The 14,194-nt window shown below is 69.8% G+C and carries 12 protein-coding genes; all 12 read right to left on the bottom strand.

The annotated features are described in order from the left end of the window. The gene (locus tag A5648_RS07045) at positions 1–819 is read right to left on the bottom strand and encodes an alpha/beta hydrolase (protein WP_065023859.1); all 819 of its coding nucleotides are present in this window, start codon (positions 817–819) and stop codon (positions 1–3) included. Next, on the bottom strand, positions 812–2,191 hold the full coding sequence (locus A5648_RS07040) for an FAD-dependent oxidoreductase (RefSeq protein WP_065023858.1): 1,380 nt from the start codon (positions 2,189–2,191) through the stop codon (positions 812–814). The genes A5648_RS07045 and A5648_RS07040 overlap by 8 nt, the downstream gene beginning before the upstream one ends. A 190-nt stretch (positions 2,192–2,381) precedes the next feature. Further along, complete coding sequence (gene xerD, locus A5648_RS07035) at positions 2,382–3,338, bottom strand: site-specific tyrosine recombinase XerD (RefSeq protein WP_065023883.1); 957 nt, start codon at positions 3,336–3,338, stop codon at positions 2,382–2,384. Further along, positions 3,335–3,958 (bottom strand): NUDIX domain-containing protein, encoded by a 624-nt coding sequence (locus A5648_RS07030; RefSeq protein ID WP_065023857.1) that lies wholly within the window; start codon positions 3,956–3,958, stop codon positions 3,335–3,337. Before A5648_RS07030 ends, xerD begins: the two co-directional genes overlap by 4 nt. Next, positions 3,951–5,753 (bottom strand): CTP synthase, encoded by a 1,803-nt coding sequence (locus A5648_RS07025; protein ID WP_065023856.1) that lies wholly within the window; start codon positions 5,751–5,753, stop codon positions 3,951–3,953. Before A5648_RS07025 ends, A5648_RS07030 begins: the two co-directional genes overlap by 8 nt. A gap of 155 nt (positions 5,754–5,908) precedes the next feature. Continuing rightward, positions 5,909–6,850: a copper transporter gene (locus A5648_RS07020; protein WP_065023855.1), complete on the bottom strand. Its 942-nt coding sequence runs from the start codon at positions 6,848–6,850 to the stop codon at positions 5,909–5,911. A 21-nt stretch (positions 6,851–6,871) separates the two neighbouring features. Further along, a complete protein-coding gene (gene steA, locus A5648_RS07015) occupies positions 6,872–8,053 on the bottom strand; it encodes a putative cytokinetic ring protein SteA (RefSeq protein ID WP_065023854.1) in 1,182 nt (393 codons plus the stop codon). A gap of 101 nt (positions 8,054–8,154) precedes the next feature. Next, positions 8,155–9,945 (bottom strand): DNA repair protein RecN, encoded by a 1,791-nt coding sequence (gene recN / locus A5648_RS07010; RefSeq protein WP_065023853.1) that lies wholly within the window; start codon positions 9,943–9,945, stop codon positions 8,155–8,157. 4 nt (positions 9,946–9,949) lie between these two features. Next, positions 9,950–10,876 (bottom strand): NAD kinase, encoded by a 927-nt coding sequence (locus A5648_RS07005; RefSeq protein WP_065023882.1) that lies wholly within the window; start codon positions 10,874–10,876, stop codon positions 9,950–9,952. Between the two features lie 2 nt (positions 10,877–10,878). Continuing rightward, complete coding sequence (locus A5648_RS07000; protein ID WP_065023852.1) at positions 10,879–11,685, bottom strand: TlyA family RNA methyltransferase; 807 nt, start codon at positions 11,683–11,685, stop codon at positions 10,879–10,881. A 6-nt stretch (positions 11,686–11,691) separates the two neighbouring features. After that, a complete protein-coding gene (locus A5648_RS23945) occupies positions 11,692–11,868 on the bottom strand; it encodes a hypothetical protein (RefSeq protein WP_165606148.1) in 177 nt (58 codons plus the stop codon). Positions 11,869–11,882: 14 nt separating this feature from the next. Next, positions 11,883–13,826 (bottom strand): HAD-IIA family hydrolase, encoded by a 1,944-nt coding sequence (locus A5648_RS25070; RefSeq protein WP_428844315.1) that lies wholly within the window; start codon positions 13,824–13,826, stop codon positions 11,883–11,885. Positions 13,827–14,194: the final 368 nt, after the last annotated feature.

The following is a 14,194-nucleotide window of genomic DNA, read 5'->3' as shown; positions in this document are numbered from 1 at the left end:
TCACCCGTACCGAGTTTTTTGGTGGCTGTATTGCGCCAGCCGCGAACCGAGCCAACTGTGGATTCGTGCGGCCACCGCATACCAGCCCGGCTCGAGCATCATGTCGTGGCCCATATCCGGGAAGAATTCGGCATCGGTGCCATAGGCGCGCGCTGTTGCGTGTACGTCCTTGGCCAGTATCAGGCCATCGTTTTGTGCGCCCAACACCAGCATGGGGGCCGTCACCCGCTGCGGCCGTGGAGGTTCCTGAAACATCAGACCCAGAAACAACGCGTGGGCACTTTCCTCCCGTAGTCGCGCCGCGCAGGCAGTGACCACCTGTTCGGGAGTCCGTGCGCAGAAAAAGTGTTCGCGGGCAAGCCTGGGCGTGTTGACATTCGAAACGGTCCTGCCGGTGACCATGCCGCGCGCCGTGAGCCAGGGATGGTGCTGAATCGCTTTCCCCACCGTTCCGATGGCTCCGCGCGGAGGGACGGAGGCCAACAGCACCCCGGCAGGCGCAGCACGCGATTCGAGGTACTTCTGCACGACGAAGCCGCCCATCGAGTGGCCGATCAGCACGGGTCGGGTGGGCATCGCGTCGGCCACCGCCGCGACGTCGTCGACGTAATCGGCGATCGAACACCGGCTCAGCGGCTGAGAAAGTGTGCTTGCTCCATGTCCCCGCAGGCTGACGCCGACGGCCCGGTAGCCGTTGTTGGCAAAGAAGTCCAGGAAGTGGTCGTGCCAGCACCACGTCGCATGCCAGGCGCCGTGCACGAAAAGCAGCGGTATCGGATGGGCGTCGCCGCGCGGTCGCCGCTCGACTACCTCAAGCATGGGTCGGCTCCTGCGCTGTCGGGACAGCGGCGGCGGGTCTACGGCGTCGCTGGGCAGCTACGGTTCGGAACATGACCTTGGGGCGTAGCAGCCGGCTCGGCGGGTCGACGAGGTTCATGGCCCGGAAGAATGCCTCGGTGATGACGATGTCGGATTCTGCTGCGGCAAGCAGTCGTTGGGTATAGCGGTTCGCCAGCCGGGTCCGCACCGACCGTCGGCCCTGGACTTGGGGCAACGCGAGGTCAGCACCCGACGCCATCTGCCATGCCGCATCGACCGCCTTGGCGGAAGCTTGAAAGAACCGGTGGGCTAGGTTATCGCTGCCGTGCGAAAGGCAGGCGCGCAACGCGATCGCCTCCAGCGCGGCCACCGACATGCCTTGCCCGTAAACCGGGTTGAAACTGCACATGGCATCACCGCACACCAACAGACCGGCCGGTAACCGGGCCATCGTGTCGTAGCGGCGACGCACACTGGCCGGATAGCGGTAGCGCGACACCTCGGTCAGCGGTTCGCCGGCTTGCATTGCGGCGATCATCGGAGGCGGCGCGAATTCCGCTGCATAACAGAGCATTCCGGCGCGGTCAGTGGGCGGTTCGTGGCCGGCCAGTCCGGCCAGCGTGAGCATCCAGGTGTCGTGCTCGCAGGCGAACAACGCCCCACCGGTCGGCCGCTCCGGCACCGCACCGACCAGTATCAGTTTCTCGGTGAGGGTGCCCGCCGGTATTCGCAACAACTGGCTGGCATAGGCGACCGCCACAGTGATGTGTTCCTCCGCTGGGCGCCCATAGCCGTGGGCGTCCAGAAATGCCGGCGTGCGCCCGGCGCGGCCCATCGCGTCGATCACCAGGTCCGCGGCCAGCTCCCGTTCACTACGTGTAGCACGATCCGCGACCCGCACGCCGGTGACCCGGTCGGTGGTGGGCGCAACCAGTTCCACCACATCGTGGCCGTCCAGAACGGACACATTGTCCACAGAACGCACCCGCTGGCGAACGTGGGCCTCCAGAAACGGCCTGCTGGCCAGATAGGACCCGATCGGCGTGTCGAACGCGCCCGACCGGTTCAGGTCGTGTCCGCCGAGCCGCAGCCAAACCTGGGACAGGTCACTGCCGTCGAGCAAATGCCCGCCGGCAGCGACAAGCTCGTCGAGCATGCCGGGAAACAGTGTGTTCAAGGCGGCCGCGCCGCCGGCCAGCAGGCCGTGCACATGCCGCCCCTGCGGCACGCCGCGCCGTTGTGCGGATTCGTCGGGCAACTCGTCTCGTTCGACCACGACCACGCTGCGGTAGAAGTCGGCCAGGACGCGAGCCGCCAACAGTCCGCCCATACTGGCGCCTAACACGACGGCGCGCTCACCCACGGGTTCCATCTCGAATCCTCCACGACCCGGCCCGGCAGCCAATGCCGGGCTGTCCTGAGGATTACGTCGCGGAGATCGCGCAGCCTAGAGTAGGCGGCTACTCCATTTCTCCGCCGAGCAGTCGCGAAAGCCCCCTGCACGAGGCGTTTTTGGGGGCTTAAGTGTCTGCTCGCGCATAAGGGCCCGCGGCTATAAGGAACTACCGGGCGCGGGGGTGGGCGCCGGCCCACACCTCGCGCAGCGCGTTCACCGTGACCAGCGTGTAGATCTGGGTGGTCGACACCGAGGCATGCCCGAGCAACTCCTGCACCACCCGCACGTCGGCGCCGCCGTCGAGCAGATGCGTCGCAAACGAATGCCGCAGGGTGTGCGGTGACACCTTCGCGGTGATCCCGGCCCGCTCGGCGGCGTCCTGCAGCACCTGCCAGGCGCTTTGCCGCGACAGCCGGCCCCCGCGGGCATTGAGGAACACCGCCGCAGTGCCCCGGCCGCGCCCCGCCAGGCCCGGGCGGCCCCGCACCAGGTAGGCGTCCAGCGCCGCCACCGCGGGCCGCCCCACCGGCACCAGCCGCTGCTTGCCGCCCTTGCCCCGCAACAACACCGACCGGTCGCGCACGTCGATGTCGTCGAGATCCAGCCCGACCGCCTCCGAGATACGGGATCCGGTGGAGTACAGCATTTCCAGCAGCGCCCGGTTGCGCAGCGTCAGCGGTCCGTCCGAGGCGCTGTCGCCGCCGGCCCCGGCCAGCAGCGCCAGCACCTCGTCGATGCTCAGACTTTTGGGCAGTCGCCGTCCCGGCGTCGGCGGCTTGACGCCGCGGGCCACGTCCACCGGCGCCATGCCCTCCGCGGCGGCGAACCGGTGCAGGCCGCGTACCGCGATCAGCGCGCGCCCGGCCGAGACCGCCGACAGCGCCGGCACGCCGTTCTCCGGGTCACCGCGCTGCAGCGCCACCAAGAATTCGGTGACGTCGCCCTCCCGCACGTCGGCCAGGTCGTCGATGCCGCGGGCCAGCAGGTGCTCGCTGTAGCGCCGCAGGTCGCGCCGATAGGAACTCAAGGTGTTGGCCGCGACCCCGCGCTCGATCGTCAGATGATCCAGGTACCCCTGAAGCTGCCCGGTCAGCGGGCCTACCGGCCGGGCCGCCGCGGTCATGACCGGCTCTGCCTGGCGGCGAACGCGGTCGGCCGGTCGATCCATTCGGCATCCACCGGACGTGGGGTTCCGAAACCCTGGCGGTGCGCGTAAGCGGCCAGAATTCCCGCCACCGCAATCGCATTGACGATTTCGCCGCTGAACACCATCGCGGCCGCCTCGGCGATCGGATACCAGCGCAGCGTCAGATCGGCCTCCTCGTCGTGCGCTTCCGGGCGCTCGACCTCGGTGAGGCCGGTGGCCAGATACACCCGCACCGACTCGTCGGAAAAGCCTGGCGTGGAGTCCAAATCGACCAGCACCTGCCAGGTCGCCGCCGTCAAACCGGCCTCCTCGACGAGTTCGCGCCCGGCGGTCAGGTGCGCGGGCTCACCGCTGACGTCGAGCAGCCCCGCGGGCAACTCCCACAGCCGCCGGCCGAAGGCGTGGCGGTATTGGCAGATCAGCGGGATATTGCCGGACTCGTCCATGGCGACCACCCCGACGGCGCCGTAGTGCTCCACCACATCGCGGGTGGCCGTCTTTCCGCCCGGCATCCGCACCTCGTCGCGGCGCAGCGCGAAGATCTTGCCGCTGTGCAGCAGTTGCGACGACGCGGTCTCGAAGACGTGCTCAGCCACGGGTTACGTGTTCCGGCAGGGGTTCTTGCCGCGGATCGGTCAACGGCTGAGCACTGCCGCCGTGCGTGTCGGCTCCGTTCTGCGCATCGGGGGTGTCGTGATGTTCGTGATGGTGCTCGGGGATCTCCACCGGCAGCCGCTCGGCGGCCTTGTAGTCGATGGCCGCCCCGACGAACGCGGCGAACAGCGGATGGGCCCGGGTGGGCCTGCTCTTGAGCTCCGGGTGCGCCTGGGTGCCCACCAGGAACGGGTGCATCTCGCGCGGGTACTCGACGAACTCCACCAGCTTGCCGTCCGGGGAGGTACCGGAGAACCGCAGCCCGCTTTCGGCGATCCGGTCCCGGTAGGCGTTGTTGACCTCGAAGCGGTGCCGGTGCCGTTCGGAGACCTCGGTGGCCTGGTAGGCCCCGGCCACAATCGAATCGGCTTCCAGCACAGCAGGATAGGCGCCGAGCCGCATGGTGCCGCCGAGGTCGGCGGTTCCGGCGACCGCATCCTGCTGGTCGGCCATGGTCGCGATCACCGGATCGGGCGTGTCCGGATCGAACTCCGCCGAGCTGGCCTCGGTGATCCCTGCGGTGCGGGCCGCGTCGATCACGATGCACTGCAGCCCCAGACACAATCCCAGCACCGGCAACGCGTGAGTGCGGGCATAGGCGATGGCGCCGATCTTGCCTTCGATGCCCCGGATCCCGAATCCGCCCGGGATCAGCACCCCGTGCATCTCCCCGAGCGCGGCGGCCGCCCCGGCGGGGGTTTCGCACGCATCGGAGGCGACCCAGTTGATCTCGACCCGCGCGTAATGGCTGAAGCCACCGGCCCGCAGCGCCTCGGTCACCGACAGGTAAGCGTCGGACAGGTCGATGTACTTGCCCACCAGCGCGATTCGCACCGTCTCGTGAGGTTCGTGGACCCGGCGCAGCAGCTCATCCCACTCGGTCCAGTCGACATCCTTGAACGGCAGGTTGAGCCGGCGCACCACGTAGGCGTCCAGTTCCTCGCGGTGCAGCACCTTGGGGATGTCGTAGATCGACGCCGCGTCCGGCGTGGAGATCACCCCGTCGACGTCGACGTCGCACATCAGCGCGATCTTGTTCTTCAGCGGCTCGGGTACCTCACGGTCGCAGCGCAGGATCAGCGCGTCCGGGGTGATACCGATGCTGCGCAGTGCGGCCACCGAGTGCTGGGTCGGCTTGGTCTTGAGCTCGCCCGACGGCGCCAGGTAGGGCACCAGCGACACGTGCAGGAAGAACACGTTGTCCCGGCCGACGTCGTGGCGGACCTGGCGGGCGGCTTCCAGGAACGGTTGCGACTCGATGTCGCCGACGGTGCCACCGATCTCGGTGATGACCACGTCGGGGCGCCGGCCGTCGGCGTCCGGCTCGGACATGGCCAGGATGCGGCGCTTGATCTCGTCGGTGATGTGCGGGATCACCTGCACGGTGTCACCGAGGTACTCGCCGCGGCGCTCCTTGGCGATGACCGTCGAATACACCTGCCCGGTGGTCACATTCGCCGACCCGGACAGGTCGCGGTCCAAGAATCGCTCGTAGTGGCCGACGTCGAGGTCGGTCTCGGCGCCGTCTTCGGTGACGAAGACCTCCCCGTGCTGGAACGGATTCATCGTTCCGGGGTCGACGTTGAGGTAGGGGTCCAGCTTCTGCATGGTGACCTGCAGACCCCGGGCGATCAGCAACTGGCCCAGGCTGCTTGCGGTCAAACCCTTACCGAGCGAGGATGCAACTCCACCGGTGACGAAGAGGTGCTTCGGCTCGGTTTGGGGATGCTTTCGCAATGGTGGCAAAACCAACCTCCGTGACGACGGCGCAGGATTGAGGGCCTGCCGACCCACGGAATCTCACCCTAACATCGTCGGGCGATTCCGGCCTTGGACACGCCCAGTCACGCTTAGTCACGCCCAGTCACGCCGCCCGGCAGCGGTCACCGGGCCTATTGCGCGAGGGTGACCGACCCGGCCCCGTGACCGATGCCGTACTGCCCCGGATGCCCGCCGTTGATCAGGCTGCTCACCGCCATGACGGTGGTGATCCGCCCCGCCTCGAGGTCGACGTCATCGACCGTGCTCACGGCGTCGGCGACCGCGGAATCGGTGCGGGCCATCGCCACAGCCGCGGTGCCCGAGGCGCAGCCGTCCCGGCCGGCCAGCACCGTCGCCGAACCGTGCGGGGCCAGGGCCGCCGCGAACCGGGCGACGCTCACCCCGCTGCTGCCGGCGTCCTCGGGCAGCGCTCCGCCGGTGATGACCACCGCCGAGTTGGCCGCTGCGAACCGTTGTTCGCGGTAGGTGATGAAGCCGGTATCGCGCAGCGCCGCCAGTACGGTGTCGCGCTGGGTGTCATCCGCGGGTTGGACGGCCGGGTTGCGGTTGATCAGCAGCGCGATGCCGAGCAGGTCGCCGGCCTGGGCGCCCTGGTCGATCAGGTGGGTGCTCAGTTGGGCACCGGCGGGCACGATCCCGGACTCCACCACGGCACGCAGCTTCTCCTCGGCGTTGCCCTCGACGAACTGGGTCGTCAGCGCGACCGTTGCGGTGACGGCCCCGCCGGCCTGGCCGATGATCCGCGCTACCGCCTCGACGTCGTCGTCAGCGGCGTCCGGAGTCCGGAAGATCACCGTGGACTTGCCGTTGAGCGCGTCGCGCACGATCCGGGGCGCCATCTGGGCGTCGAAATCGTTTGCGTTGCCCAGTCGCTCGCTCAGTGCGTTGTGCTGTTCGCGCTGCGCGTCGATCTGCGCGCGCAGCTCCTGCTTATCGGACTGCAGGCTGCCCAGCACCGGTCCCGACAGCAGCCCAGAGCCCAGCACCACGCCGAACACCAATGCCAGCAGCACCGCGGTCAGCGACATCGCGTGGTATCGAGGGGTGATCATCGCCGTGTCGGCCCGGTTCTCTTAGGTCACCCAGTGCTGCAGCCACTGGGTCAGGTGATGCCAGTAGTTGCTGAGCCAGTCGAGGACCACGGCGTCGGTCTGCGAGACCCACAGCGCGACGATGATCGCGACCAGCATGCTGAGCACCAGCAGCGCGATCGCGCCCGCAGAGACCCGGCTGCGGTACAGCGTGGCGACGGCCCGGGCGTCCACCAGCTTCTCGCCGACCTTGAGCCGGGTCAAAAACATCGACGGGTTCGTCAGCTGACGGGTCCGGTCGAAGAACGTCTCGATGTTGGCGGTGTGCCCGGCCGTCACCAGCAGGGCCGCACCGTGGTGGTCGGCCAGCAGCAGTGCCAGGTCCATCGGGGAACCTGCGGCCGGGAACGTCATCGCCCCCACACCGAGGTCCTGGATGCGCTCCAGGCCGGGCGCGTGGCCGTCGGCGTCGGCGGGCAGCACCACCTGCGATCCGCACCGCAGCACCTCGGCGCTCATCTGGTCGGGGTCGCCGATGATCAGCTGCGGGCGGTAGCCCGCCTTGCGCAGCACGTCAGCGCCGGCGCCGATCCCGATCAGCACGGGCTGGTATTCCTTGATGAACGGCTTGAGGCACTTCAGGTCGTCGGCGGCGTCGGGTTCGTCACCGACCAACACCACATGCCGGCGGCGCAGGTCGACGTCGATCTCGGGGATCCCGATCCCGTCGATCAGCAGCGGGCTCTCGCTGCGGATGAACTCAATGGTGTTGCCGGCGAAGGACTCCAGGTGCGCCACCAACCCGCTCTTGGCCTCGAGCATCAGGTCGGCGATCTCGACGTCGCTGCGTTCGACGCCGAGGGCCAGGCGCCGATCGCCGGAGTAGACGCCGCCGTTGTGCAGCCGGATCTTGGCGCCGTCGCGGATCTTCTTGAACACCGTGGGCCCGGCCTCGTCGATCAGCGTGACGCCGTTGGCGACCAGCACCTCGGGACCGAGGTTGGGGTAGCGCCCGGAGATGGACGCCGAGGCATTGACGACGCCGGCGATCTGGGCTTCCACCAGTGCGTCGGCGGTGATCCGGTCCAGGTCGAGAATGTCGAGAACGACGATGTCGCCGGGACCGACCCGCCGCAGCAACCGGTCGATGTCGTGGTCGACTCGGGCCGTACCGATGACGCCGGGCCGGGAGGTGTTACGAGACAACAGCGCAGACATCTTCATGGGCGCGATTGTGTCGGGGAAAGCGCGGGAAAGCAGGGAGGCGCGCCGTAACACTGGCCTCACAAGTTCTGTTACGTCACACCAGTCACAGGATTTGTGGGCTACTCGTGGGTGTCTGCACCCCGGTCATCCTGCGCGGCGTCCAGCAGTTCTCGGGCGTGCGCGCGGGCGGTGTCGGTCTCCCCCAGCCCGGCCAGCATCCGGGCCAGTTCGGCCACCCGGTCCTCGCCGTCCAGGCGCCGTACCCCGCTGGCACCGTTACGTCCGGTGGCCTCCACCATCAGGTGCACATCCGCGTAAGCCGCCACCTGCGGCAGGTGGGTCACCACGATGACCTGGTGGGTGCGGGCCAGCCGCGCCAGCCGCCGCCCGATCTGCACCGCGGCGCGGCCGCCCACCCCGGCGTCGACCTCGTCGAACACCATCGTGGTGCCGGCCGAGCTCCGCACCGACGACAACGACGAGGTGGCCAGCACCACCTCCAGCGCCAGCATCACCCGGGACAGCTCGCCGCCCGAGGCGCTCTTGGCCAGCGGCAGCACCGTCATACCCCGGTGCGCGGCCAGCCCGAACTCGACCTCGTCGATGCCGTCGGCGCCGGCGTGCACGATCTGCCCCGAGGGCAACCGCAGGGCGGCCGGGTCGTCGTCGGCGGCCGGGCTGTGGCTGACACCGATGCTGAACTCGGCGTCGGCCATCGCCAGCCCGGACAGCTCCGCGCTCACCGCCTTGGCCAGGCCGCGAGCCGCCTTGCCGCGCGCGGCGCTGAGATCGGTGGCGGTCTTCACCACCTGCTCGGCGAGCTCCTCGACGCGAGCGGACAGCGCCACCATCGTTTCTTCGGAGACGTCGAGCTGGGCCAGCCGGTCGCGGGACTGCGCCGCCCAGGCCAGCACCCCGTCGATGTCCGCGGCGTACTTGCGGGTCAGGGAACGCAGCTCGGCCTGCCGCGCCAGCTTGGCGTCCAGCGCGTCGGCGCCGGTGGGCAGCTCGTCGAGGTAGCCGCCGAGTTCGCGGCCCACATCGTCGACCACCGTGAGCGCCTCGGCGAGTTGTTCACCGAAGGCCCGAAGGGCGGTGTCGTCGGTGGCGGTCAGCGTCGCCTTCGCCTGCCCGAGCCGGTAGGTGGCCGACGTCGCCGCGTCGGCCGCGTCCTCCAAGCCGCCGGCCAGCGCCGCGCGCGCCCCGGACGCCGCGGCGCGCAGTGCGTCGAGTTCGGAGAGCCGGCGGATCTCGACCGTCAGCGCGTCGTCCTCCCCGGCCTGCGGGTCGACGGCATCGATCTCGCGCAGCGCGAAGGTGAGCCGGTCGGCTTCCTGGGCCAGTTCCCGGGCCCGGTTGTTGCGGTCGAGCAGTTCGCGTCGTGCCGACAGCCAGGCCTCTCGTGCGCTGCGGTAGCGCTGCAGCCGGGTGTCGACCGCGGCGAATCGGTCCAGTGCCCCGCGCTGTTCGTCCGGGCGCATCAACCGCAACTGGTCGTTCTGACCGTGCAGGGTCAGCAGCCCGCCGGTGAAACCGCTCAGCGACTTGGCGGGCACCCCGCGGCCCCCGAGGTAGGCCCGCGACGGCCCGTCGGCGCTGACCGAGCGGGCCGCGATCACGCTCCCGTCTTCGTCGCGCTCGGCGCCGGAGACCTCCAGGATCTCGTCGATCTGCCCGGCCGCCGCCGGTGCCAGGTCGGCGGTGCAGAACCTGCCCTCGACCACCGCGCGCGCCGCACCCGAGCGCACCCGGGTGGCGTCGGCGCGAGCGCCGCCGAGCAGGTGCAGCCCGGTGACCACCATCGTCTTGCCGGTCCCGGTCTCCCCGGTCAACACGGTCAGGCCACGGTCGAATTCGGCGGTCGCCGCGTGGATCGCGCCCAGCGACTCGATGCGGATCTCAGTGAGCACTCGACTACTGTCCGCGCCAGCCGGTCACCGGCAGCCGGAACTTGCGCACCAACCGGTCGGTGAACGGGGAGCTGCCCAGCCGCGCCCACTTGACCGGCGTGACGCCGCGTTGCACCTCGAGCCGCCCGCCGGCCGGCACCAGCATCTTGCGCCGGCCGTCGCAGAACACCAGCGCATTGTGTCCCTCGCTCTCGACTTCGATCGCGATCGTCGAGTCGGGGCTGGTCACCATCGGCCGGGCGAACAGGGCGTGAGCGTTGTTGGTCACCACCAGAATTGCGTCCAGGTCGGGCCAGAGCACCGGCCCGCCCGCGGAGAACGCGTAGGCGGTCGATCCGGTCGGTGTCGACACCAGCACGCCGTCGCAGCCGAACGTCGACACCGGCCTGCCGTCCACCTCCACGACGACGCCCAGGACCCCCAACCTCGGGCCCTTCTCCATGCTGGCCTCGTTGAGCGCCCAACCGCGGTCGATGATCTCCCCGTCGGCCCGCACCACCACATCCAGCGTCATCCGGTCCTCCACCCGGTAGTCGCGGGCGATGATGTGGTCGAGGACCCGGTCGATGTGGTCGGCTTCGGCCTCGGCCAGAAATCCGATCCGGCCCAGGTTGACCCCCAGCACCGGAATGTCGGCGGCGCGGGCCAGTTCGGCGGCCCGCAGGAAGGTGCCGTCACCACCGAGGACCAGCACCAGTTCGCAGCCCTCGGCGGCCTGGGTGTCGGGATCCACCACGTCGATCTCGACACCGAGCTCACGCATGTCGTCGGGCGCCAGGTGCAGCGAGCCCTTGTCGACGGCCTCGGCGGTCAGCACCCGCATCGTGATGCCGTGGTCGCCCAACACCTTCTCGACGCGGCGCGCGGTGTCGGTGGCCTCTTCACGCCCGGTGTGCACCACCAGCAAAACGGTGCGCTCTCGGTGCCCGATATTCACTGGGGTCCCTTCGCAACGGCATCCTGGACGGCTGCATCCAACGCCTCACCGGTCAGCGGTGCGGCGGCGGCACGCAGATGCAGAAAGTACTCGACGTTGCCCGACGGGCCCGGCAGCGGACTGGCGGTCACCGCGACGGTGCCCCACCCGAATTCGGCCGCGCGGTGCGCCACCGACCGCACCGCGTCGGCGCGCAGGCCCGGGTCTGAAACCACCCCGCCGGCGCCAACCTGTTCTCGGCCCACCTCGAACTGCGGCTTCACCATCGGAACGATATCGGCGTCGGGTGACGCGCAACCAGTCAGCGCGGGCAGCACGGTGGCCAGCGAGATGAACGACAAGTCGGCGACGATCAGCTCGGCGGGCTCGCCGACGACCTCGAGGGTCAACCCGCGGACGTTGGTGCGTTCGACGACGACGACGCGCGGGTCGGTGCGCAGCGACCAGGCCAACTGGCCGTAGCCGACGTCGACGGCGACCACCCGGGCCGCGCCCCGGTCGAGCAGCACCTCGGTGAAACCGCCGGTCGAGGCCCCGGCATCCAGACACGCTCGGTCGGCGACGGTGATCCCGAAGGTGTCCAGTGCGCCGATCAACTTGTGCGCTCCGCGCGACACCCAGGTGCGTTCACCGTCTTCGGCGACGGCCAGCGCGGCGGTGAGGGTCACGGCGGTGGCCGGTTTGACGGCCGGGATGCCGTCGATGGTGACTTTGCCGGCGCCGATCAACTCCGCGGCCTGCTGGCGGGAACGCGCCAGTCCGCGCCGGACCAGCTCGGCGTCAACGCGAGTGCGCCGCGACATGTGCCCTCAGCCCTTCTCCACCGACTCCAGTGCCCGCACCAGGACCTCGTGGGCTTCTTCGAGCCGCTGCGCCAACGCATTGAGATCGCTGTGCGCGGGCAGTTCGGCCAGCTCGGCTTCCCCGGGCAGCGCGGCCAGCAACGCCGCGATGCGCTCCCGGACATCATCAATCTCACTGTTCATGGGTGCCACCAACGCTAGACCATGCCAGTTGGGGCCCCTTCGGGCCAGGCCCCGAGCAGGGACCAACGTTGCAGAGCCTGCCCGGCGGTGTCGTCGGCGGACTCGACGGTGAACGGGCGCCCGGCCAGGTCGGCGTCGGCCACCGCGCAGGCGAGCGCACGCACGATCGACAGGCCGTCCGCGTCGTCCTCGTCGGGCTGCGCCGTGGCGACGGTGACCGTGGCGCCGTCCAGGGTGATCTGCCACTGCGGCTGCGGGCCGATCGCCAGCCGGTCGGCGTCGAGATGCAGCGCCCGCAGGTCGTGGCCGATGTAGGTCGGTCGCTGGTCGGCGACGGCGCCGACGGCGTCGCGTGCCGAGTTGACGCCCGTGAGCACCATCAGGCTCGGCAGCGCGGCGGCGTTGGCCGCGGCGATGTCGGTGTCCAGCCGGTCACCGACGACCAGCGGCGCGTAGAACTCACCGCGGGTCAGCGCCTCGGTGAGCAAACCCGGGCCCGGCTTGCCGGCCACCTGCGGTTCGGCGTCGGTCGCGGCCCGCAGCGCGGCCACCATCGACCCGTTGCCGGGCAGCAGGCCGCGCTCCGACGGCAGGGTCTTGTCGACGTTGGTCGTCATCCACTTCGCGCCGGCCCGGATGGCCAGCGCCGCCTCGGCCAGGTCGGCCCAGCCGGTCTCGGTGGACAGGCCCTGCACCACTGCGGCCGGCTCGTCGGCCGCCAGTCGCACCGGTTCCAGACCGGCGGAAGCGATTTCGGCGGCCAGCGATTCGGTGCCGACCACCAGCACCCGGGAACCGGCGGGCAGTTGCTCGGCCAGCAGGTGCGCCGCGATCTGGGCGCTGGTGGCCACGTCCTCGCCGGCGGCGGTGAAGCCCAGCTCACGCAGGTGCGCCGCGACCTCGTCCGCGCTGCGCGAGGAGTTGTTGGTGATGAACAGGCCGCGACTCTGGATCTCGGCCAGCGTTTCGACGGCTCCAGCGGTGGGTTCGCCACCGCGGAATACCGTGCCGTCGAGATCGAGCAGCAGACAGTCGTATTCGTCTGCCAGCGAGCCGGCGCCGCCCAGTTCGGCGATCCGCTCCTCGACGTCGGTGACACCTTCGGTGTCAGCGGCCGCGGCCTTGAGGAACCATTCCAGGGCTTCGTCGCCGCGGCCCAGCGCCACCAGCGTTTCGGCGTGCGCGTAGTGCAGCCGGGCCACCGTCGACCCGGTGCGCTCGGGATCGGCCGGCGCGGCCGACAGCACCGTCAGCGCCTGCTCCAGTTGGCCCAGGTCGGCGCGGGCGCCGGCGACCACGATCCGCAGTTCGTCGGCCTCGTCACCCTCCAGTTGGGCGGCTTCGGGGCTGGCGGCCAGTTCGATCGCCCGTTGTGGGCGGCCCAGGCCGCGTTCGCAGTCGGCGATCAACGGCAATAGCGCGGACTTGCTGCCCATCCGGCGCGCCGCGCGCAGCTCGGCCAGGGCCTGCGTCCAGTCGCCGCAGTGGTAGGCCGCGATCCCGACCGCTTCACGGATCGCGGTGATCCGCGTCGAGCGGGACCGGGCCGCCTTGGCGTGCTTGAGCGCGGCTTGCGGGTCCTCGTCGAGCAGCATGCCGGCGGCCACCAGATGACAGGCCACACCGTCGGCGGTGGCCTTGCTCAGGGTGCTCAGTTCCCGGCGCACTTCCGGCGCCAGCTGCTTGGGTTCGATCCCCTCCGGCAGCGACGGATCGTCGTAGCGCCGGGTGGATTCTTCGCCGGCCGGCCGCGGGGGCCGCGAGCCGCCGTCATGGTCGCGCCGGGGCGGGGTACGACGATCCCGGTCCGGTCCCGAACCCCTGGGCGTCCGGCGCTGATCGCCGGTGGGCGTGCGCCGCTGGTCGCCGGCCGCCCGTCTTTGGTGCGGACCGCGTGGGCCACTTCCGGTGCCCCCGCGCGACTGACCACGCCCGCCACTTGCTCTGTTGTCGACCACTGAAACCTTTCGCGTGAATCCTCGTGTAAGGATACGGGCCGCCGCGAATTGTCCGGCCAGCGCACCGACCCGCCAAACCGGGCATTCTTGCCGGCGTTCGCGGTGTCGCGTAAATAACCGAACCGGCTACGGAACGACGGCGGTACCTCCACGTTTTTGCCTCACCCGGGCCGGGGTGCCCAGTGAGCTGCACCCGCACCGCAATGCCTGGAGCAGGCCCAACGCGGTTCGCGCTGTCCGACCAGCCCGGCCCGGTGATCCGATTGTGCAAGAACGCCTGATATCCGCGGTGGGGAATTGGAAACGCCCCCCGATTTCTCGGGGGGCGTTTCACTATGTTGTGTTCGGCGGTGTCCTACTTTTCCACC

This window comes from Mycolicibacter sinensis (assembly GCF_001673565.1).
In the GTDB taxonomy this organism is placed as follows: domain Bacteria; phylum Actinomycetota; class Actinomycetes; order Mycobacteriales; family Mycobacteriaceae; genus Mycobacterium; species Mycobacterium sinense_C.
The sequence above is the reverse complement of the archived record's forward strand: the minus strand, read 5'-3'. Positions and strand labels throughout refer to the sequence as shown.

What these genes read in the sequence shown, in the direction of transcription:
- A5648_RS07045 (WP_065023859.1), bottom strand. Translation starts at nt 819, where the DNA reads ATGCTTGAGGTAGTCGAGCGGCGACCGCGCGGCGACGCCCATCCGATA.
- A5648_RS23945 (WP_165606148.1), bottom strand. Translation starts at nt 11,868, where the DNA reads ATGAACAGTGAGATTGATGATGTCCGGGAGCGCATCGCGGCGTTGCTG.
- A5648_RS07040 (WP_065023858.1), bottom strand. Translation starts at nt 2,191, where the DNA reads ATGGAACCCGTGGGTGAGCGCGCCGTCGTGTTAGGCGCCAGTATGGGC.
- A5648_RS07020 (WP_065023855.1), bottom strand. Translation starts at nt 6,850, where the DNA reads ATGATCACCCCTCGATACCACGCGATGTCGCTGACCGCGGTGCTGCTG.
- xerD (WP_065023883.1), bottom strand. Translation starts at nt 3,338, where the DNA reads ATGACCGCGGCGGCCCGGCCGGTAGGCCCGCTGACCGGGCAGCTTCAG.
- A5648_RS07000 (WP_065023852.1), bottom strand. Translation starts at nt 11,685, where the DNA reads ATGTCGCGGCGCACTCGCGTTGACGCCGAGCTGGTCCGGCGCGGACTG.
- steA (WP_065023854.1), bottom strand. Translation starts at nt 8,053, where the DNA reads ATGAAGATGTCTGCGCTGTTGTCTCGTAACACCTCCCGGCCCGGCGTC.